The sequence below is a fragment of the Hydrogenophaga sp. genome (assembly GCF_051860785.1).
Taxonomy (GTDB): Bacteria; Pseudomonadota; Gammaproteobacteria; order Burkholderiales; family Burkholderiaceae_C; genus Hydrogenophaga.
In genome coordinates this window covers 46,967-65,973 of sequence record NZ_JBIMLB010000023.1, presented here as the reverse complement: position 1 = coordinate 65,973, position 19,007 = coordinate 46,967, and the positions used below count along the sequence as shown (strand labels likewise).

Sequence of the window (19,007 nt, the reverse complement as noted above, 5' to 3'; positions counted from 1 at the left end):
GCTTTCCACCATGTTGCGCATCACCCTGGAACCTCAGTGGCACATCGGCCTGGACGACCGGCCGGCGCTGTCCGCCAACACCCTGCTTGACCTGCTGGCCACGGTGGAAAGCGCCGGCAGCATCGCCGAGGCGGGCCGTGAGCTGGGGCTGTCGTACCGGCACGCCTGGGGCCTGCTGCAACAGGCCGAGCAGGTGTTCGGCCAGCCGCTGCTGGTGCGCGGGCGCGGGCGCGGCTCGGCACTCACCGAGCTGGGCCAGAAACTCATCTGGGCGGACGCGCGCATTGGTGCGCGCCTGCAGCCGCTGCTGGAGTCGCTGGCCTCGGAACTGGAAGGCGAACTGGGTCGCGTGCAGCGGCGCCGGCGCGCCGTGCCACGCCTGCACGCCAGCCATGGGTTTGCGGTGGCCGCGTTGCGCGAACAACTGGCCACGCGCCAGGTGAACGTGGAACTGCGCTACCGCAACAGCCTGGAAGCGGTGGCGGCGCTGGCACAAGGCGATTGCGAGCTGGCGGGTTTTCACGTGCCGCTGGGCGAGTTCGAAACGGCGGCGGCGGCGCGCTACCTCGCCTGGCTCAAACGCGACCAGCACCTGCTGGTGCAGCTGGCGGTGCGCACGCAGGGCCTGTTCGTCGCACCAGACAACCCGCTCGGCGTGCACGGGCTGGTGGACCTGCGACGCAAAGGCCTGCGCTTCGTGAACCGCCCCGAAGGCTCGGGCACGCGCGTGCTGACCGAACTGCTGCTCCAGCGCGAAGGCATCGCGCCGCGCTCGGTGGCTGGCTACGACAACACCGAGCTGACGCATGCCGCCGTGGCGGCCTACGTGGCCAGTGACATGGCCGACGTGGGCATTGGTGTGCAGACGGCAGCGCACCGCTTCGGCCTGCACTTCATCCCGTTGCTGAAGGAACGCTATTTCTTCGCGCTGCCGGCCGACGCGCTGGAGCGCGAGGAACTGCGACCGGTGCTCACGGTGCTGCGCTCGCCGGCGTTTCGCGCGCGCGTGGCGGCACTCAAAGGCTACGAAGCAGCGGACACCGGCAAAGTGATGACCGTGGCCGAAGCCTTGGGCTAGGTTGGTCTGCGCACGCCCACAGGCCGCTGCGCGGCAGCCTCCCATCCGCCCTCGAACCAGGGGTCACCGTCGAGATGGGCGCGCAGCATGGGCAGCGCGTCCTGGCCCCAGAACACGCGGCCGTCCACCACCATGGCCGGCACGCCGAAGAGGCCGAGGGCGAGCGCTTCGTCGGCGTTGGCGCGCAGGCGCTGCTTGACCACGTCGCTGTCGGGTGCGTGCCACGGCTTTTCACGCCGGCTCGCGTGCTCCTGCAGCAAGGCCTGCAGCGCGGCCAGGCGTTGCGGGTCCGAGGCGTCCAGGCCGCCATGCCAGACGTGGTGGAACAGTTGTTCGGCCACGAAGCGGCTGGTTTCACCCGGCGCCTCAACGCTTGCGCAAGCCAGGCCCAGGCGCAGCAGGGGCAGCGGGTTGAACGGATGGGCCACCGGCAGCTCCAGACGCACGCCGTGGTGGTGGCCGAGCCAGCTCACCTGGCGGTAGGTCCAGTCGCGCTTGGTGGGGATTTCAGCGGGACCGAGCTGGCCGTGGGCCTTGAGCAATGCGGCGAACAGCACCGGCTTGTAACGCACCAGCACGCTGTGGCCCATCAGCGTCTCGGGCAGGCGCTCGAAAGCCAGGTGTGCGTAGGGCGAAATGGGGTCGTAGAAGAAGGTGATGTCGCGCAAGGCCATGGTGTGCTCTCCAGGGCTCAGGAGGTGAAGCCTTGGCGGGCCTCGATGCGCTGCCACACCAGCAGCTTGTCGGCGTCGGCGGCGCGGCTCCACTGGGCGATTTCCTCCAGCGTGCGAAAGCAGCCCTGGCACCAGCCGGTGTCGGCGTCCATCTTGCAGATCGAGATGCAGGGCGAGGGCACGCCGGGCGCCAGGCCGGTTCGGCGGCGCGCGGCCTTGAGGGTGACGACGGGGGTGGGGATCATGCGGCGGGCACGGTGACATCGCACACCGGTGCGGCGGTGAGCAACTGCAGGGCTTGCGGCGTCAGGCGGAACACCGCGTGCGGGTGGCCCGCAGCGGCCCAGATCTCGGTGAAGCGAAAAAGCTGTTCGTCGATCAAGGTCACTGGCGGCGTGAGGTGGGCCAGGGGCGAAACGCCTCCAATGGAAAAGCCGGTGCGGCCCTTGACGAATTCGGCATCGGCGCGACCGAGCTTGCTGCCATCGGTGCAGACAAAGGCCTGCACCTTCTTCTCGTCCACGCGCAGGTCGCCGGAGGTGACGACCAGCACGGCCGCATCGTCCTCCTTGCGACGGAACACGATGCTCTTCGCAATCTGGCCCAGCGCCACACCCAGGGCGTCGGCGGCCTGCTGCGCGGTGCGCGCGGCGTCGTCGAGCATCACAGGCGCATGGGGATGGCTGGCATCCTGCAGCGCGCGGGCCACGCGTTGCACGGTTTCGGGCAGGGCATGGAGTTCGGCGCCGCACATGGTCAGGCCGTCCGCTTGACGAGAAGCAGGCTCGCACCCATGGCCATGAGCACACCGCCGAACACGCGGTTCTGCGCCCGCCGCGCACGCGCGGTGGCCAGCCAGCGTTGCATGCGCGAGGCCAGGAAGGCGTAGCCGTGCATCACGACCAGATCCACCAGGATGGTGGTGATGAGCAGGATCAGCAACTGCAGCCAGAGCACGCGCGCCGGGTCGAGGAACTGCGGCAGCACGGCCACCATGAAGACGATGCCCTTGGGGTTGGTGACGTTGGTGAAGAAGCCGGTGACGAAACGCTCGCGCGCCGAAGGCACGCCGGTATCCGCTGCCTGTTCGGGGCCAAGGGCCACAGCGTCGGGCACCCGCGAGCGCCATTGTTTCAAGCCCAGCCAGATCAGGTAGCCGGCTCCAGCGAACTTGACCACCGTGAACGCCGTGGCCGAGGCCAGCAGCAGCGCGCCCACCCCGACGCCGGCCACCAGCAGGATCACCGACAGACCGAGTTGCAGCCCGGCGATGGTGGCGCCGGTCTTCCTCACGCCATAAGCCAGACCGTGCGTCATCGACAGCACCGCGCCCGAACCGGGCGAGAGCGCGATGGCCCACGAGGCCACGAAATACGCCATCCAGACTTGCAGGGACATATCAGCCTTTCCTCTTGACCAGCAAGGCGCGCGCCACGCGCGAGCCGCTCGGTCGGCCCAGTTGCTCGCTGATGTACGCACCGGCATCCACCAGCGCATCCAGGTCGATGCCGGTCTCGATGTCCATGCCGTGCAGCAGGTAGACCACGTCTTCGGTGACCACGTTGCCGGTGGCGCCCTTGGCGTACGGGCAGCCCCCCAGGCCGGCCACGGAAGACTGGAAATTCCACACGCCCATCTCGAGCGCGGCCAGCGTGTTGGACAGCGCCTGGCCATAGGTGTCGTGGAAGTGGCCCGAGACCTCGTCGATGCCGAAGTGCTGGAGCGTGACCTCCAGTGCGGCCTGCACCTTGCGCGGCGTGCCCACGCCGATGGTGTCGGCAACATCCACGCGCTGCACGCCGATGCCTTTCATGAGGCCGGCCAGGTAGCCCACGCGCTCGGGAGCGATCTCGCCTTCATACGGACAGCCCACCGTGCAGCTCATGGCACCACGCACCGCAATGCCCGCCGCGAGCGCGGCCTGCACCACCGGCGCAAAACGCTCGATGCTCTCGGCGATGGAGCAGTTGATGTTCTTCTGGCTGAAGGCCTCGCTGGCCGCACCAAACACCACGATCTCATCGGGCTGGTCGAGCACGGCCGCCTCGAAGCCCTTGAGGTTGGGCGTGAGCACCGAGTAGCGGATCCCGTCCTGCCGGCGGATGCCGCTCATGACTTCGTGGTTGTCGGCCATCTGCGGCACCCATTTGGGGCTCACGTAGCTGGTGACCTCGATTTCCTTCAACCCGGCGGCCTGCAGGCGATGGACGAGCTCGATCTTGATGGCGGCAGGCACCGGCTGCTTTTCGTTCTGCAGGCCGTCGCGCGGGCCGACTTCAACGAGTTTGACGCGAGAGGGGAGCTTCATGGTGATGTCTCTACATTCCGGAGCCGAACAGCGTAACGCATCGGCGGTCTCTATCATGCAGCGCATGACCGATGAACGTGCCAACGTCCTGAGAAAAGCCCTGCTGCTGCAACCCCACCCCGAGGGCGGCCACTTCCGCGAGCTGTTCCGCTCGGGCCATGCCGTGCAGCCGCAGGATGGCCGCCCTTCCCGCAGTGCGCTGACCAGCATCGACTTCCTGCTGGAAGCCGGCCAGTTCTCCGCCTGGCACCGTGTGGCTTCGGACGAAGTCTGGCATCTGCTCGAAGGTGGGCCGCTTCGACTGTGGCTGCTGCCGCCCGACCTGTCGCGCATCGACCAGGTCGACCTCGCGCCCGTGGACACCGCCGGCCATGCGCCGCGCCACGTGGTGCCCGCGAACTGGTGGCAGGCGGCCGAGCCGCTGGGCGCGCTGGCCTATGTGGGCGCGACGGTGGGGCCGGGCTTCGAGTTCGCCGATTTCAGCTTCGGCCGCGACGATGCCGCGCTGTGCGAGGCGCTGCGGCAGCATGCGGACGGGCTGGGGCGTTTGCTGTAGGTCATGCACGAGCACCTGGCTCCAACAAGGCGGGAAACTGGTTCTGCAGAAACTGCCGCGTATGTCTCAGCAAGCTTTGCGCCTGGATGATGCATTCCGTGACGACGGCCGGGCTGACACCGTCGCCTTCGTAATCGTTCTGGTTGCGCTGCTTGCGCAAGGCATCGAGCACGATGACAACGTCGTTTGACAGACCCATCGTGAGCGGCAGGCACTGCAACGTGGTCTGGTGATGGCCCGGCTGGCTGGTCGGTGTGCGGTATCCCTGCGCCCAGAGACCGAGCATTGCGCACTGCAAGATGCATTTGTACGCGGCATCGAAACGATTCTCGGCACTCAGCGCCTCAAGCTGCGCGTCTGTCAAATTCCGTGTCGCAGCCGCTAGCAGTCGCTGTGCGCCTTGGGGCGTGACCTCAAAGACTTGCAAGCGCTGAATCGATAACAAGTTTGCTAAGGTCAAGTTCGGTTCCTATGAGATACAGGTGAGGCCCCTCAAGCAGACTCATGACGAAGGAATCGTGCGCTGCGGCCAGCTTTCGCAAGTCGATGGCGCTGTAAACAACGGGGTTGATCTCGCGCCCCAGTTGCGCCTGTGCTGGGTGCAAAGCACCCACCACTTCCCCAAAAGTGCGCTCGGTGACGACCAGTACATCGACATCACTGGCCGCGTTTTCCGTTCCCCGTGCCACGGAGCCAAAGATGAGGGCGAATTCAGGTTGCAAAGGAGCCAGGGCTTCGGCGAGCAGGGCTGCGGCACCGGTGGTCTTGCGCAGGAGACCGGCTAGTTCAGGAAAGATGGGGCACTGACGGTTCGCCTGGTAGCGAACCTGGTTGCCTTGCTCGCGGCGAAGAAGAAGCCCCACCTCAGCCAGACGGGCCAGCTCCTTGTGAAGCGTGCCAGGGGAGGTGCCGGTCAGTCGCGCCAACTCACGCACGTGGTAGTCCGTCTCGGGGTTGAGCAGCAGTTGGCTCAGCACCTTTTTCCGGTAATTGCCAAACAGGACGTCGGTGAGCATGTGCGAAATAGAGCTAAAAATGCTTCGATTGTAGCTAACTTAGCTTCGATCGAAGCAATATAAAAAACATTCTTCGTCAATACCCACGCACCCGGTCCACCACGCCCGCGATGGGCTCGCCGCGTTCCAGCGCGCGGATCTTTCCCGCAATCTGGGCGATGCTTTCCTCGCGCAGCGTGCGCGCCGAGGTGTGAGGCGTGAGCGTGATCTTCGGGTGTTGCCAGAAGACATGCTCCTTGGGCAGCGGTTCCGTGCGGAACACGTCGAGCGTGGCGCCGGCCAGGTGGCCGCTGTCCAGCAGCGCGAGCAGGTCGTCGTCGACCAGATGGGCACCGCGCGCCACGTTGATGACGTAGCCGCCGGGCTGGAGGCGCGAAAGGGTGCGGCGGTTGAGGATGTCGCGCGTGTCGGGCGTGAGCGGCAGCAGGTTCACCAGCACGCGGCATGACGCGAGGAACTCATCCAATCCCTGGGCACCGGCGTGGCACACCACGTCGGCCACGGCCTTGGGCGTGCGGCTCCAGCCGTGCACCGGGAATTCGAAATGCCGCAACGCCCGTGCCACGCGCTGGCCCAGCACACCCAGGCCCATCACGCCGACGGGGAATTCGGCCCGCATGCGGGGTTTGCGAAACGACCAGCGGCCCCGGGCCATGTCGGCCTCATAGCCATCGAACTCGCGGAAATGCCGGATCACCGCATGGCACACGTACTCGGCCATCTGCACCGACATACCGGCGTCGTCCAGCCGAACGACCTCCACCCCGGGCGGCAGCCTGAGCCTGAGCAGAGCGTCCACGCCCGCACCGATGTTGAACAGCCCTTTGAGGCCAGGCTGTTCATCGAGAAACTGCTGGGGCGGGGACCACACCACGGCGTGGTCGGCCTGCGGGGCACCAACCTGCCACTCGCTCACCGTGGCACCCGGCAGCGCCGCGCGCAGGCCCTCCAGCCAAGGCTCGGGTCGGGTGTCGGCGCAGCAGAAAGTGATGTTCATGCCGCGAGCTTACCGAAGCAATGCGGTCATGCAGTAGCCAGCTTGAGCAGTTCTGCGCCCTCGTTCACCTGATCGCCAGGCCCGTAAAGCAGTTCGGCCACGGTGCCATCGACCGGCGCCGCGATGGTGTGCTCCATCTTCATGGCCTCCATCACCGCCAGGGCCTGGCCTTTTTTCACCACGTCGCCGGCCTTGACCGAGAACGACACCACCTTGCCCGGCATCGGCGCGGTGAGACGTCCGCCTTCGGCCGCGGCCTCGCCGGCGTGGGCCAGCGCGTCGATCTCCACGATCTGCGTGGCGCCCAGGGCACAGAACACGTGCACGTTCTCGTCCACCTGCCAGGTCTGCACGGTCTGGCGCTGGCCGTTGAAACGCAGGTCCATGCGCGTGCCGGTGTCGGTGGGCAGCGCGTCGAAAGCCAGCACGCCACTCACCTCACCCACCGCCAGTTGCAGCGCGCCATCGTGCAGGTAGCTCAGGTGCGCCAGCAGGGATTCGCCCTGGTACTCGAAATCGAAGCGGCGCACGGTGATGCCGTGGGGCCGCCAGCCGTCGCGGCGCGAGAACGGATCGGCCGTTTCGTTGGCGCGTTCGGCCAGCAGCGTCTGCGCCACGGCGGCGGCCACGGCCAGCGGCCGGCCCACCTTGTCCTGATGGAACAGCGCGGCCGCCTCGCGCGGGATCAGCGCCGTGTCGAGCTCGGCCTGCGCGAACGCGCGGCTGGTCACCACGTGACGCAGGAACTGCACGTTGGTGGAGAGGCCGACGATGCGGGTCTCGGCCAGCGCCGCGTCCATGCGGGCCAGGGCTTCTTCGCGCGTCGCGCCGTGCACGATCAGCTTGGCGACCATGGAGTCGTAGAACGGGCTGATGGTGTCGCCCTCGCGCACGCCGTCGTCCACCCGCACCACGCCGCGTTCGAAGGCGGTGCAGGCGGGCTTGCCGTAGACCGTGAGCGTGCCGGTGGCGGGCAGGAAGTTGTTGTCCGGCGTTTCGGCGCAGATGCGCGCCTCGATGGCATGGCCGTGGATGCGCAGTTCGTCCTGCTTCAGCGGCAGCGGCTCACCGCCGGCCACGCGCAGCTGCCACTCCACCAGATCCAGACCGGTGATGGCTTCGGTCACGGGGTGCTCCACCTGCAGGCGGGTGTTCATCTCCATGAAGTAGAAGCGCATGGCTTCAGGATGGGCGTAACCCTCGGGCTGCTCGACGATGAATTCCACCGTGCCGGCGCCGACGTAGTTCACCGCCTTGGCGGCGGCCACGGCAGCCGCCCCCATGCGCGCACGCAACTCGGGCGTCATGCCCGGCGCGGGCGCTTCTTCCAGTACCTTCTGATGACGCCGCTGCACCGAGCAGTCGCGCTCGAACAGGTACACGCAGTTGCCTTGCGTGTCACCGAACACCTGAATCTCGATGTGGCGCGGGCGCTGCACGTACTTCTCGATGAGCACCGCGTCGCTGCCGAAGCTGTTGCGCGCCTCGCGCTGGCAACTGGCCAGCGCGGCGGCGAAGTCCTCGCTCTTCTCGACCACGCGCATGCCCTTGCCGCCGCCGCCCGCGCTGGCCTTGATGAGCGCGGGGTAGCCGATGCGGTCGGCCTCGCGTTGCAGCAGGGCGGGGTCCTGGTCGGCACCGTGGTAGCCCGGCACCAGCGGCACGCCGGCCTTTTCCATCAGGCGTTTGGATTCGGCCTTGAGGCCCATGGCTTCGATGGCCGACGACGGCGGGCCGATGAAGACCAGGCCGGCCTTCACGCAGGCGTTGGCAAAGGCTTCGTTCTCGCTCAGGAACCCGTAGCCGGGGTGGATGGCCTGGGCACCCGTGGCCTGCGCGGCAGCGATGATGCGCTCCCATTGCAGGTAGCTCTCCTTGGGCGCCGAGCCGCCGATGTGCACCGATTCGTCGCAGGCGGCCACGTGCTTGGCGCTCGCGTCGGCATCGGAGTAGACGGCAACGGTCTTCACGCCCAGGCGGCGCGCGGTGGCAGCAACTCGGCAGGCAATCTCGCCCCGGTTGGCGATCAGGATCTTGGTGAACATGTCAGATTTCCTTCGAGGCAAAGGCGAACACGCGGCGCCAGGCCGCGCGCAGAAACTTGAAGAGCATCCAGGTGAGCAGCCACATGCCGATCACCACGATGACCAGCAGCACCGCGAACACCAGCGGGTGCTGCGTGGCCAGCCAGAGCGCCGCCACCACCAGGCCGTCTTCAAGCAGGCTCACGCCCAGGTTGCTGAAAGGCTCTGGCGAGGCGTTGACCGCCGCGCGCGTGCTGGTCTTGGCGGCCTGGCTGGTGGCCGCCAGCGTGCCGCCCATGAGCGCCGCGGCCAGGGCCATGGTGGCGCTGTCGGCTCCCAGCGCACCGGCCGCCAGCGCCGCGCCGGCGGGCACGCGGACCGCGCTGTTGACCAGATCCCAGAGCGAATCGACGTAGGGAATCTTGTCGGCGAAGAACTCGACGAACAGCATGAAGCCGCTGACACCGAGCAGGGCGGGATGCTGCAGCACCTGCAGGCCGGGCGGCAGTTCGAACCAGCCCATCCAGCCGATGAGGCCGGTGATGAACACCGCGAGGTACAGGCGCAACCCGCTGGACCAGCCGAGCGCGGCGGCCAGGGCCAGCAGCTCGGGGGTACCAACGGATTGCAGCGCCTGGTTCATTGGGGCAGCCAGTTCGGCGCGCACTTGTGGAGGAACGAGGCCAGGCCTTCGCGGCCTTCGTCGCTGGCGCGGATGTCGGCGATGCGGCGTGCGGTCTCCGCACGAAGCGCCTCGTTGATCGGTGCGCCGCTCACGTCGCGCACCAGTCGTTTGCATTCGCGCACGGCCTTGGGTCCGTTGGCCACCAGCGTGGCGACCAGTTCGTCCACCCTGGCGTCCAGCGTCTCGGGCGTGGCGAGTTCGTGAACCATGCCGAGCGCGTGCGCGTGCACGGCGCTGAAGCGCTCAGCCGTCACCATGTAGCGGCGCGAGGCCTGCACGCCCATGGCGCGCGCCACATAAGGGCTGATGGTGGCGGGCAGCAGGCCCAGGCGCGCTTCGGACAGGCAGAAGGTCGCGCCCTCCACCGCCACCAGCACGTCGCAGATGGCCGCCAGCCCCATGCCACCGGCGTAGCAGTCGCCCTGGATGCGGCCAACCACCGGCACCGGGCACTGGTCCAGCGTCCAGAGCATGTCGGCGAGCTTCTGTGCGTCGGCGCGGTTCTGGTCCCAGTCGTAGCCGGCCATGGTCTTCATCCAGTTCAGGTCGGCCCCCGCGCAGAAGGCCTTGCCGTGGGCGCCGAGCACGACCACGCGCAGGTCGTCATCCTTCGAGAGGTCGGTGAAGGTGGCGGTGAGCGCGGCGATCACGTCGTCGTTGAAGGCGTTGCGCACGTCCGGGCGGTTCAGCCACACGCGCGCCACGTGCGGCGTGGGGCGGGTCACGTCAAGTACTTCACTCATGTCAATACCTCTTGGCCACTTCTTCCAGCATCACCTCGGTGGCGCCACCGCCAATGGCGAGCACGCGCGCATCGCGCCACAGGCGTTCGATGGCGGTCTCGCGGATGAAGCCCATACCACCGTGGAACTGCTGGCAGGTCTGCACCACCTCGTTGACCAGTTCACCCGTGAGCGCCTTGAGCATGGAGACTTCCTGCACGATGTCCTTGCCCTGCGTCACGCTCCAGGCGCAGTGGTACATGAACTGGCGCGCCGCGCGCACCTTGGCGTCAAGCATGGAAATGCGCTGGCGGATGGTCTGCTTGTCCCACAGCGTGGCGCCAAAAGCCTGGCGCTGCCGCACGTAGTCCAGTGTGATCTGCAGCGCCTGCGTGCAGTGGCCGATGGCCATGGCGCCCAGCGCGATGCGCTCGGTCTGGAAATTCTTCATCACCGAATAGAAGCCTTTGCCCACCTCACCCAGCACATTCTCCTGCGGGATGCGCACGTTGTCCAGGATGAGCTCGGCCGTGTCGCTGGAGAGCCAGCCCGTCTTCTTGAGCGCACGCCCGACCGAGAAGCCCGGCGTGCCCTTCTCGACGATGAACATCGTCATGTCGTGGCGCGCGCTGCCGGTTTTTGCGGCGATGAAATACAGGTCGGCGTGCACACCGTTGGTGATGAACATCTTGGTGCCGTTGAGCACCCAGTGATCCCCGTCCTGTCGCGCCGAGGTGCGGATGCCCGCCACGTCGGAACCTGCGCCGGGCTCGGTGATGCCCACCGCCGTGATCATCTCGCCGGCCGTCACCTTCTTCAGGTATTTCGCCTTCTGCGCCGCATTGCCCGCATGGTGCAGATGCGGGCCGGCCATGTCGGTGTGCACGAGCACGGTGATGATGAAACCGGCAAAGGTGGATTGCGAGAGCGCCTCGGCAAACACCAGATTGGTCATGGCGTCGGCGTCGGCGCCGCCGTATTCACCCTCGAACGCAATTCCCAGCAGCCCGGCTTGCCCCATGCGACGCAACACGTCGCGCGGCACCATGCCGGTTTCCTCCCAGGCGGCCGCGTGAGGCTCCACTTCGCGCGCCAGAAAGCGTGCGACCTGGTCGCGCAGGAGTTCGTGGTCGGGGTTGTCGTAGATCGTTCTTGTCATGCCCATGTTTCCAGTGGTTGTGTGGTCGGCGCGCCATGCCTCATCCAGAAACACCGCGGAACCGGCTTCGCCGGGCCGCTGGTGTTGCCCCCCTTCAGGGGGGGTGGCGCCGAAGGCGACGCGGGGGGTGCTCACTGCTACATCCGGAAGATGCCGAATTTCGGTTCGCCGATCGGCGTGTTGAGCGCGGCCGACAAGGCCAGGCCCAGCACGCGGCGGGTGTCGGCGGGATCGATCACGCCGTCGTCCCAAAGGCGAGCGCTGGAGTAGTAGGGGTGCGACTGGTGGGCGAACTGGTCGAGCACCGGCTGCTTGAACTTCGCTTCTTCCTCGGCGCTCCAGGTGCCGCCCCTGGCTTCGATGCCATCGCGCTTGACGGTGGCCAGCACACCCGCGGCCTGCTCGCCACCCATGACGCAGATGCGCGCGTTGGGCCACATCCAGAGAAAACGCGGGCTGTAGGCACGGCCGCACATGCCGTAGTTGCCCGCGCCGTAGCTGCCGCCAATGATCACGGTGAACTTGGGCACCTGCGCGGTGGCCACGGCGGTGACCATCTTGGCGCCATGGCGCGCAATGCCTTCGCTCTCGTATTTCTTGCCGACCATGAAACCGGTGATGTTCTGCAGGAACAGCAGCGGCACTTTGCGCTGGCAGCAGAGTTCGATGAAGTGCGCACCCTTTTGTGCGCTCTCCGAGAACAGCACGCCGTTGTTGGCGACGATGCCGATCGGCATGCCTTCGATGTGGGCGAAACCGCAGACCAGGGTGGCGCCGTAGCGCGCCTTGAATTCGTGGAACTCGCTGCCATCGACGATGCGGGCGATGATCTCGCGCACGTCGTAGGGCTTGCGCGTGTCGACCGGGATCACGCCATAGATTTCCTGCGGGTCGTAGAGGGGCGCGCGCGGTTCGCGCAGCGCCTGCGTGGCGATCTTGCGGCGGTTGAGCGTGGCCACGGCCTGTCGGGCCAGGGCGAGTGCGTGGGCATCGTTCTGTGCCAGGTGATCGGCCACGCCCGAGAGGCGCGTGTGCACGTCACCACCGCCCAGGTCTTCAGCCGACACGATCTCGCCAATGGCCGCCTTTACCAGGGGCGGGCCGCCCAGGAAGATGGTGCCCTGGTTCTTGACGATGATGGTCTCGTCGCTCATGGCCGGCACGTAGGCGCCACCGGCGGTGCACGAGCCCATCACCACGGCGATCTGTGCAATGCCGTTGGCCGACATGTTGGCCTGGTTGTAGAAGATGCGGCCGAAGTGGTCGCGGTCGGGAAACACGTCGTCCTGGTTCGGCAGGTTGGCGCCGCCCGAGTCCACCAGGTAGATGCACATCAGGTTGTTCTGCATCGCCACCTCTTGCGCCCGCAGGTGTTTCTTCACCGTCATCGGGTAGTAGGTGCCGCCCTTCACGGTGGCGTCGTTGCAGACGATCATGCAGTCCACGCCGCTCACGCGGCCGATACCGGTGATGACGCCGGCGCAGGGCGCGCTGTCGGTTCCATCGCGATCGGGGTACATGTTCAGCGCGGCGAGCGGGCTGAGTTCGAGGAAGGGCGTGCCCGGATCCAGCAGCATCTGCACGCGGTCGCGCGGCAGCAGCTTGCCCCGTTTGGTGTGCTTGGCGCGTGCGGCCTCGCCACCGCCCAGCGTGGCTTTTTCCACCTGCGACCGGAGGTCGTCGACCACCGCGCGCATGGCCTCGGCATTGGCCTGGAATTCGGCGGAACGGGCGTTGAGTTGTGTCTCCAGGATCGGCATGGTGGCATCCGTGGTTGTTTTCGGGGATTGTGGAGGATAGACATCGCGGCGACGCACCGCGGGCCATGAAGGTTGCAAATCGTGCCAAACCAGTGGAAACTTCATCGATGTCCGACTCGTCCGATGCCAGCGCCATCCAGCACGGCTCAGCACTCACACCGATTGCCCTGGTGAGAGCGATGGTGCAGGCTTATGCCACCCGGGGCCTGGATGCCAGGGGGGCCTTGGCGCAGGCACAAATCAGGACATCGGATCTCGATGACCCTGCAGCCCGCATCACCGCCACCCAGATGGAGGTGATCTCGGGGGCTGCCATGCGCGAGCTCGACGATGAAGCTCTGGGCTGCTTCGATCGCGCCCTTCCCTGGGGCAGCTACGGACTGCTCGCTCGCGCCTCTCTCACATCCCCAACCCTGGGCGTCGCCCTCAAACGCTGGTGCAGACACCACGGCCTGCTCGCCACCGACCCGCTGCCCGTGCTGGAGATCGAGGGCGATGTGGCGCGCATCGCCGTTCGCATGCATCGCGACACCGGCGACATGACCGAACTCTGCGTGGTCTCCCTGCTGCGCAACATCCACGGTCTGGCCTGCTGGTACGTGGACTCCCGCATCCCGCTGCAGGGCGCGCAACTGCCTTACCCCGCGCCGCCACATGTGGACGCGTATGCCCTGCTGTTCGATGGCCCTTCGACGTTTGGTGCGGACCACGCCGCGATCCACTTTGACGCGCGTTACCTCGCCCTGCCGGTGCGGCGCGACGAAGCGGCCATGACACAACTGCTGCAACGTGCGCTGCCCTTGACCGTGCGCTCGTTCCGCCGCGATCGCCTGCTGGTGCAGCGCGTACGCCAGGTGCTGGCCACCCAGCCGCTGGACGCACACAACGCCGACGATCTGGCCGCCTTGCTCAACCTTTCGGCCCGCACGCTGCACCGCCAGTTGAAGGAAGAAGGCGCTTCCCTGCAGGCGCTCAAGGACGAGGTGCGCCGCCAGCGCGCCACCGAGCTGCTGCTGCGCACCAAACGCCCCATCAAACAGGTGGCGCAGGCGGCCGGGTTTCAGAACGAGAAGAGTTTCATCCGGGCGTTCAAAGCCTGGACGGGCCAGTCACCGGGCGACTGGCGCAGCGAACAGCTGCCGTAGCTCGTCCATGTGGTGGAAGACGCGGTGCACGCCCATGCCACCGAACGCCCGCCCGTGCCCCTCGGCGCAATAGCCCCACACCGTGGCGCCCGCCGCCAGGCCGGCCTGCGCGCCAGTGGCGGTGTCCTCGATCACCAGGCAGCGCGCCGGGTCCACACCCAGGTGTGCGGCGGCGGCCAGGTACACGTCGGGCGCGGGTTTGGAGCGCGGCTGATCGTGGCCGCTGAAGATGCGATCACCAAAGTACGGCAACAGACCGACATGGTCGAGCTGCATCACCACCTTGGGTCGGTCGGCGCCGGAGGCACAGGCGATGCGGCCGTCGACCTGGCGGTGGATCGCGGCCACGGCGTCCACCGCACCCTTCACCGCTTTGAGTTCGGCCAGCAGGCGTGCATTGCGCCGGGCATAAAAGGCCTGCATCCAGTCCTCCGTGAGCGGTCGGCCAGTCTCGGCTTCGATACGCGCGCGCTCGTCGCGCACCGCCTTGCCGATGAAGATCTGCATGCACTCGGCCTGCGTGATCGCCCAGCCGCTTTCGTTGAGCACCTCGCGCAGCACGCCATTGGTGATGGGTTCGCTGTCCACCAGCACGCCATCGCAGTCAAACAATACGCCGTCGAACATGTCTTCCTTCAAGGGAGGATGTCGCCATCCACATAAAACCAATGGCCATTCTCCCGCACGAAGCGGCTGCGTTCGTGCAGGCGCTGACCGCGCCCCTGGATGCGCGAGCGCGCCACGAACTCGACCTCGGCGTGGTCGGCATCGATGACGGTGTGGCGTTTCACCTCCAGCCCCAGCCATTTCACGCCCCCGTCCAGTTCGAGCAAAGGAGCTCGATGGCTCGCGTGCCAGGTGGCCTGAAGGTAGCCCACGTCGCCGAGCACGAAGGCGGTGTAGCGCGAGCGCATGAGCGACTCGGCATCGGGCGCGGGCGCGCCGGTGCCCAGGTAGCGCCCACAGCAATCAGAAAATCCCGGCGCGCGGCCGCAGGGGCAGGGGTTTGGGTTCGTCGGCATGGCGGAGCGATTATCGATTCCCTTGCAAGGGTGGGGACATGGCAGGCCGGTGTTCCAATGGGCGCTTTCGCCCCGAACTCAGGACCGTCCATGAGCACCCTCGACACCTTCCCCATCACCCAGAAATGGCCTGCCACCCACCCCGATCGCCTGCAGCTGTATTCGCTGCCCACGCCCAACGGCGTGAAGGTGTCGATCATGCTGGAGGAGACCGGCCTGCCGTATGAGCCGCACCTGGTGAGCTTCGAGACGAATGACCAGATGTCGGCGGCCTTTCTTTCGCTCAATCCGAACAACAAGATCCCGGCCATCCTGGACCCGAACGGACCCGACGGCCGCCCGCTCGCGCTGTGGGAGTCGGGTGCCATCCTGGTCTACCTGGCGGGCAAGACCGGGCGCTTTTTCCCGAAAGACGTGGCAGCGAAATACGAGACCCTGCAATGGCTGATGTTCCAGATGGGCGGCGTGGGGCCGATGTTTGGCCAGCTCGGCTTCTTCCACAAGTTCGCCGGCAAGGACTTTGAGGACAAGCGCCCGCGCGACCGTTACGTGGGAGAGACCAAGCGGCTGTTGGGCGTGCTCAACCAGCGCATGGAGGGCCGCGCCTGGCTCATGGGCGACGAGTACACCATCGCCGACATCGCCACCTGGCCCTGGGTGCGCAACCTGGTGGGCTTCTACGGCGCTGGCGATCTCGTGGGCTTCCAGGACTTTCCGAACTTGAGGCGGGTGCTGGAAGCGTTCGAACAACGCCCTGCGGTGCAGCGCGGCCTGAAGATCCCCGCAAGGGGTTGATGCCCTACGAGCGAAGTGACTTGAGTCCAGAGATGCCGCAGAACCGGCTTCGCCGGGCCGCAGGCATCGCCCCCTTGAGGGGGTGACGCGCTGAAGGCGCGGCGCGGGGGTGGGTCTACTTCCTCCAGAAGTGCCCGGTAAAGAGAACGAGGACTGCGAGCAGTTCGAGGCGACCGAGCAGCATCGCGAACGACAGTACCCAGATCTGCACGCTGTTGAGCACACCGAAGTTGCTCGATGGTCCCACCTCTCCCAGCCCTGGACCGATGTTGTTCACGGTGGCCACCACGGCGGAAAACGCGGTCACGATGTCGAGTCCCGTGAACAGCAGCACCATGGTCAGGCCCATGGTGGCGGCACCGTAGATCAGCATGTAGCCGAGCACCGCGGTCATGACCGACGGCGGCATGACGCGCCCGCCGAGCGTGACCGGATTGACCACGCGCGGATGGATGATGCGCACCAGCTCACGCCGCGCCTGCTTGACCAGCAACACCATGCGAACCAGCTTGATGCCACCTCCGGTGGACCCTGCGCAGGAAACAAAACAACCCAGAAACATCATCAGCACAGGCGCAAAGACCGGCCACTGTTCGTAGTCCACGGATGCGTAACCCGTGGTGGTGGCCACAGACACCACGTGGAAAGCACTGGTGCGCAAAGCCTCCGGGAAGTCCGCCACCACGCCTTCTGCCACCAGGAGGATCGCCACGGCGACGATGGACACCGTCAGCACGGCGATGTAGGTGCGGATCTCCCGGTCGTTGGTGAGCGGGCGCAAGGTGCGATGGCGGATAACGACGAAGTAACGCATGAAACTAACGCCCGCCAGTGTCATGAAGACGGTGGCCACCGCCTCGACAGCGTGCGAATCCCAATGGCCGAAGCTCGCATCGTGCGAGGAGAACCCGCCCAGGCCCATGGTGGTGCACATGTGCATGAAGGCATCGGGCCAGCTCATGCCCGCCCAGCGGTAAGCCAGCATGCAGGCCACCGAGAACATCACATACACGCCCCACAGGCCTCGCGCCGTTTCGGCAATGCGGGGCGTGAACTTGGTGTCCTTCATGGGGCCAGGGGTCTCCGCGCGGTAGAGCTGCACGCCACCCAGACCCAGCAACGGCAGCACCGCCACCACGAGCAGCATGATGCCCAGACCACCCACGAGCTGCAGAAAGCAGCGCCAGACGTTCACCGAAACAGGCAGCGAGTCCAGGCCCGAAAGCGCGGTCGCTCCGGTGGCAGTCAGAGCGCTCATGGACTCAAAATAGGCCTTGGTCCAGGTGATGTCGGGCACCGTGAACATCAGCGGGGCCGCCGCAAACGCTGGCAGCAGGGTCCACACCAGGTTCACGAGCAGGAAGCCATCCTTGGCCTGCAATTCTCGCCGGTGCCTGCGCGTGGTCTGCCACAGGATCAGGCCGCAAGCGCTGGTGAAACCAAAGCCGTAGGCCCACACCAGAGCGTGGTGCTGTTCGTCCAGCACCCACGCCCACGCCAGCGGAACCAGAAAAGCGGGCGAAAACGCCAGCATGATGCGCGAGAAGACCGAGAGAACCGGGAGCAGGCTGTGCAGCACGAAATCGACCTGGGCTCAGCCAAAGAAGGTGGCACCCACCTGGAACAGTTTTTCCACTTCGCGCACCAGGCGCTTGTTCGGGATGAACATGATGATGTGATCGTCGGTCTCGATCACTGTGTCGTGGTGCGGCATCAGCACCTCGGACTTGCGCCCTTCGCCGCGCACGATGGCACCAATGCGCGCGCCCTTGGGCAATTTGACCTCTTCCACCTTGCGCCCCACCAGCTTGCTGGTCTTCACGTCGCCGCGCGCGATGCCTTCGAGTGCTTCAGCAGCGCCACGGCGCAGGCTGTGTACCGCTGCCACATCGCCGCGGCGCAGGTGCGTGAGCAGCTCCCCTATGACGGTCTGCGAAGGCGAGATGGCAATGTCGATCGTGCTGCCTTGCATCATGTCGGCATAGGCGCGGCGGTTGATGAGGGACATCACGCGGTTGGCTCCCATGCGCTTGGCCAGCATGGCCGACATGATGTTGTCCTCGTCGTCGCTCGTGAGCGCGAGGAACATGTCCATCTGGCCCACGTTCTCTTCGAGCAGCAGGTCTTCGTCGGCACCGTCGCCCTGGAGGATGAGCATGCCGGAAGGCAACTGGCTCGCCAGGTACTCGCAGCGCTTCTTGTCGCGCTCGATGATCTTGACCTGGCACTGACCTTCGAGCGTGCGCGCCAGCCGAAGCCCAACCCTGCCACCGCCCGCGATCATGATGCGACGCACCGGCTCGTCGATGTTGTGGATGGCACCCAGCACGTAGCGGATCTTTTGCGTGTCGGCCAGCACGAACACCTCGTCACCGGCGAGGATGCGCGTCTGCTTGGTGGCTTCCATCTCGGTGTCGAGTCGGTACAAGGCCACAACCCGCATTTCCGCCTGAGGGAAACGGTCGCGGAACTCGCCGATGGTGTGGCCCACCAGGGCGCCGCCATGCGTGGCTCGCACCGCAATCAGGCTGGCGCGACCATCGGCAAACTCCAGCACCTGCAGCGCTTCGGGGTAGCTGACGAGCTGGTGGATGTAGCGCGTGACCGATTCTTCGGGGCAGATCACGTGGTCCACCGCGAAGCCGTTCTTGCCAAGCAGTTCATCGCCTTCGTTGAATTCGGGCGAGCGCAGGCGGGCGATGGTGCTGGGCACGTTGAAGATGTCGTGAGCGATCTTGCACACCACCAGGTTGGCTTCGTCGTTGGCGGCGCAGGCAATCACCATATCGGCGTCCTTGGCGCCGGCCTCCTGCAGCACCGAGGGCTGAATGCCGTTGCCGACCACCCCTCGAAGATCGATGCGCTCCTCCAGACTGCGCAAGCGGGCCGGATCCATGTCGATCACCGTGATGTCGTTCTGTTCGGAGACCAGGCTTTCGGCAACGCTTTCGCCCACTCTGCCAGCCCCGAGGATGATGATGTTCATGGTCGCGGAATCATACGCGGGGCTTTGTCTTCCTTGGTGCTTTCTCAACTGCCCCTCGCGACTGCCCACGAGGTCATCGG

Annotated in this window: 21 protein-coding genes; 4 read left to right on the top strand and 17 right to left on the bottom strand. The window is 66.3% G+C overall.

What is annotated here, in order from left to right; translation table 11 throughout:
- Positions 1-10 precede the first annotated feature (10 nt).
- Entirely contained in the window at positions 11-1,078 is a 1,068-nt protein-coding gene (locus ACTIF6_RS22940; RefSeq protein WP_439590060.1) for a substrate-binding domain-containing protein, read from the top strand.
- Here the strand turns inward: ACTIF6_RS22940 and ACTIF6_RS22935 are convergent.
- Genes ACTIF6_RS22935 through ACTIF6_RS22915 form a run of 5 tightly spaced genes read right to left on the bottom strand, consistent with a single transcriptional unit; the run spans position 1,075 to position 4,060 of the window.
- Complete coding sequence (locus tag ACTIF6_RS22935) at positions 1,075-1,746, bottom strand: 2-hydroxychromene-2-carboxylate isomerase (protein WP_439590071.1); 672 nt, start codon at positions 1,744-1,746, stop codon at positions 1,075-1,077. The genes ACTIF6_RS22940 and ACTIF6_RS22935 overlap by 4 nt on opposite strands.
- Before the next feature lie 23 nt (positions 1,747-1,769).
- Positions 1,770-1,997 carry a DUF1289 domain-containing protein gene (locus tag ACTIF6_RS22930; protein WP_439590059.1) on the bottom strand — a complete coding sequence of 76 codons (228 nt, stop codon included), beginning with the start codon at positions 1,995-1,997 and terminating at the stop codon, positions 1,770-1,772.
- The gene (locus ACTIF6_RS22925) at positions 1,994-2,506 is read right to left on the bottom strand and encodes a YbaK/EbsC family protein (protein ID WP_439590058.1); all 513 of its coding nucleotides are present in this window, start codon (positions 2,504-2,506) and stop codon (positions 1,994-1,996) included. The genes ACTIF6_RS22930 and ACTIF6_RS22925 overlap by 4 nt, the downstream gene beginning before the upstream one ends.
- A gap of 2 nt (positions 2,507-2,508) precedes the next feature.
- Positions 2,509-3,150: a LysE family transporter gene (locus ACTIF6_RS22920; protein ID WP_439590057.1), complete on the bottom strand. Its 642-nt coding sequence runs from the start codon at positions 3,148-3,150 to the stop codon at positions 2,509-2,511.
- A 1-nt stretch (position 3,151) separates the two neighbouring features.
- Positions 3,152-4,060 carry a hydroxymethylglutaryl-CoA lyase gene (locus ACTIF6_RS22915; protein WP_439590056.1) on the bottom strand — a complete coding sequence of 303 codons (909 nt, stop codon included), beginning with the start codon at positions 4,058-4,060 and terminating at the stop codon, positions 3,152-3,154.
- Between the two features lie 64 nt (positions 4,061-4,124).
- On the opposite strand from ACTIF6_RS22915, the gene ACTIF6_RS22910 reads away from it, so the two are divergent.
- On the top strand, positions 4,125-4,616 hold the full coding sequence (locus ACTIF6_RS22910; RefSeq protein WP_439590055.1) for a cupin domain-containing protein: 492 nt from the start codon (positions 4,125-4,127) through the stop codon (positions 4,614-4,616).
- 1 nt (position 4,617) lies between these two features.
- Here ACTIF6_RS22910 and ACTIF6_RS22905 read toward each other — a convergent pair whose 3' ends face one another.
- From ACTIF6_RS22905 to ACTIF6_RS22870, 8 genes are all read right to left on the bottom strand, one after another.
- Entirely contained in the window at positions 4,618-5,043 is a 426-nt protein-coding gene (locus ACTIF6_RS22905; protein WP_439590054.1) for a DNA-binding protein, read from the bottom strand.
- Complete coding sequence (locus ACTIF6_RS22900; protein ID WP_439590053.1) at positions 5,030-5,632, bottom strand: nucleotidyltransferase domain-containing protein; 603 nt, start codon at positions 5,630-5,632, stop codon at positions 5,030-5,032. The genes ACTIF6_RS22905 and ACTIF6_RS22900 overlap by 14 nt, the downstream gene beginning before the upstream one ends.
- A gap of 76 nt (positions 5,633-5,708) precedes the next feature.
- Entirely contained in the window at positions 5,709-6,629 is a 921-nt protein-coding gene (locus ACTIF6_RS22895; protein ID WP_439590052.1) for a 2-hydroxyacid dehydrogenase, read from the bottom strand.
- 26 nt (positions 6,630-6,655) lie between these two features.
- A complete protein-coding gene (locus ACTIF6_RS22890) occupies positions 6,656-8,674 on the bottom strand; it encodes an acetyl/propionyl/methylcrotonyl-CoA carboxylase subunit alpha (protein WP_439590051.1) in 2,019 nt (672 codons plus the stop codon).
- Between the two features lies 1 nt (position 8,675).
- Entirely contained in the window at positions 8,676-9,296 is a 621-nt protein-coding gene (locus tag ACTIF6_RS22885) for a DUF4126 domain-containing protein (protein ID WP_439590050.1), read from the bottom strand.
- A complete protein-coding gene (locus ACTIF6_RS22880; RefSeq protein ID WP_439590049.1) occupies positions 9,293-10,081 on the bottom strand; it encodes an enoyl-CoA hydratase/isomerase family protein in 789 nt (262 codons plus the stop codon). Before ACTIF6_RS22880 ends, ACTIF6_RS22885 begins: the two co-directional genes overlap by 4 nt.
- Position 10,082: 1 nt before the next feature.
- Complete coding sequence (locus ACTIF6_RS22875) at positions 10,083-11,219, bottom strand: acyl-CoA dehydrogenase family protein (RefSeq protein WP_439590048.1); 1,137 nt, start codon at positions 11,217-11,219, stop codon at positions 10,083-10,085.
- Positions 11,220-11,356: 137 nt separating this feature from the next.
- Entirely contained in the window at positions 11,357-12,979 is a 1,623-nt protein-coding gene (locus ACTIF6_RS22870) for a carboxyl transferase domain-containing protein (protein WP_439590047.1), read from the bottom strand.
- Positions 12,980-13,086: 107 nt separating this feature from the next.
- Here ACTIF6_RS22870 and ACTIF6_RS22865 point away from each other — a divergent pair, with 107 nt between their 5' ends.
- Positions 13,087-14,124: an AraC family transcriptional regulator gene (locus tag ACTIF6_RS22865; RefSeq protein WP_439590046.1), complete on the top strand. Its 1,038-nt coding sequence runs from the start codon at positions 13,087-13,089 to the stop codon at positions 14,122-14,124.
- Here ACTIF6_RS22865 and ACTIF6_RS22860 read toward each other — a convergent pair.
- Complete coding sequence (locus ACTIF6_RS22860; RefSeq protein WP_439590045.1) at positions 14,089-14,751, bottom strand: HAD family hydrolase; 663 nt, start codon at positions 14,749-14,751, stop codon at positions 14,089-14,091. The two genes, ACTIF6_RS22865 and ACTIF6_RS22860, sit on opposite strands and share 36 nt — an antisense overlap.
- Before the next feature lie 8 nt (positions 14,752-14,759).
- Positions 14,760-15,146: a YchJ family protein gene (locus ACTIF6_RS22855; RefSeq protein ID WP_439590044.1), complete on the bottom strand. Its 387-nt coding sequence runs from the start codon at positions 15,144-15,146 to the stop codon at positions 14,760-14,762.
- A gap of 90 nt (positions 15,147-15,236) precedes the next feature.
- Here ACTIF6_RS22855 and ACTIF6_RS22850 point away from each other — a divergent pair, with 90 nt between their 5' ends.
- Entirely contained in the window at positions 15,237-15,941 is a 705-nt protein-coding gene (locus ACTIF6_RS22850) for a glutathione binding-like protein (protein WP_439590043.1), read from the top strand.
- A gap of 115 nt (positions 15,942-16,056) precedes the next feature.
- On the opposite strand, the gene ACTIF6_RS22845 is transcribed toward ACTIF6_RS22850, so the two are convergent.
- A complete protein-coding gene (locus ACTIF6_RS22845; protein WP_439590070.1) occupies positions 16,057-17,517 on the bottom strand; it encodes a TrkH family potassium uptake protein in 1,461 nt (486 codons plus the stop codon).
- An 18-nt stretch (positions 17,518-17,535) separates the two neighbouring features.
- On the bottom strand, positions 17,536-18,927 hold the full coding sequence (trkA, locus tag ACTIF6_RS22840) for a Trk system potassium transporter TrkA (RefSeq protein ID WP_439590042.1): 1,392 nt from the start codon (positions 18,925-18,927) through the stop codon (positions 17,536-17,538).
- Positions 18,928-19,007: the final 80 nt, after the last annotated feature.

Bases quoted from the DNA above. Each gene is read 5' to 3' on its own strand.
- ACTIF6_RS22940 (WP_439590060.1), top strand. From the start codon at position 11: ATGTTGCGCATCACCCTGGAACCTCAGTGGCACATCGGCCTGGACGAC.
- ACTIF6_RS22930 (WP_439590059.1), bottom strand. From the start codon at position 1,997: ATGATCCCCACCCCCGTCGTCACCCTCAAGGCCGCGCGCCGCCGAACC.
- ACTIF6_RS22925 (WP_439590058.1), bottom strand. From the start codon at position 2,506: ATGTGCGGCGCCGAACTCCATGCCCTGCCCGAAACCGTGCAACGCGTG.
- ACTIF6_RS22920 (WP_439590057.1), bottom strand. From the start codon at position 3,150: ATGTCCCTGCAAGTCTGGATGGCGTATTTCGTGGCCTCGTGGGCCATC.
- ACTIF6_RS22915 (WP_439590056.1), bottom strand. From the start codon at position 4,060: ATGAAGCTCCCCTCTCGCGTCAAACTCGTTGAAGTCGGCCCGCGCGAC.
- ACTIF6_RS22910 (WP_439590055.1), top strand. From the start codon at position 4,125: ATGACCGATGAACGTGCCAACGTCCTGAGAAAAGCCCTGCTGCTGCAA.
- ACTIF6_RS22900 (WP_439590053.1), bottom strand. From the start codon at position 5,632: ATGCTCACCGACGTCCTGTTTGGCAATTACCGGAAAAAGGTGCTGAGC.
- ACTIF6_RS22895 (WP_439590052.1), bottom strand. From the start codon at position 6,629: ATGAACATCACTTTCTGCTGCGCCGACACCCGACCCGAGCCTTGGCTG.
- ACTIF6_RS22890 (WP_439590051.1), bottom strand. From the start codon at position 8,674: ATGTTCACCAAGATCCTGATCGCCAACCGGGGCGAGATTGCCTGCCGA.
- ACTIF6_RS22885 (WP_439590050.1), bottom strand. From the start codon at position 9,296: ATGAACCAGGCGCTGCAATCCGTTGGTACCCCCGAGCTGCTGGCCCTG.
- ACTIF6_RS22880 (WP_439590049.1), bottom strand. From the start codon at position 10,081: ATGAGTGAAGTACTTGACGTGACCCGCCCCACGCCGCACGTGGCGCGC.
- ACTIF6_RS22875 (WP_439590048.1), bottom strand. From the start codon at position 11,219: ATGACAAGAACGATCTACGACAACCCCGACCACGAACTCCTGCGCGAC.
- ACTIF6_RS22870 (WP_439590047.1), bottom strand. From the start codon at position 12,979: ATGCCGATCCTGGAGACACAACTCAACGCCCGTTCCGCCGAATTCCAG.
- ACTIF6_RS22865 (WP_439590046.1), top strand. From the start codon at position 13,087: ATGTCCGACTCGTCCGATGCCAGCGCCATCCAGCACGGCTCAGCACTC.
- ACTIF6_RS22860 (WP_439590045.1), bottom strand. From the start codon at position 14,751: ATGTTCGACGGCGTATTGTTTGACTGCGATGGCGTGCTGGTGGACAGC.
- ACTIF6_RS22855 (WP_439590044.1), bottom strand. From the start codon at position 15,146: ATGCCGACGAACCCAAACCCCTGCCCCTGCGGCCGCGCGCCGGGATTT.
- ACTIF6_RS22850 (WP_439590043.1), top strand. From the start codon at position 15,237: ATGAGCACCCTCGACACCTTCCCCATCACCCAGAAATGGCCTGCCACC.
- trkA (WP_439590042.1), bottom strand. From the start codon at position 18,927: ATGAACATCATCATCCTCGGGGCTGGCAGAGTGGGCGAAAGCGTTGCC.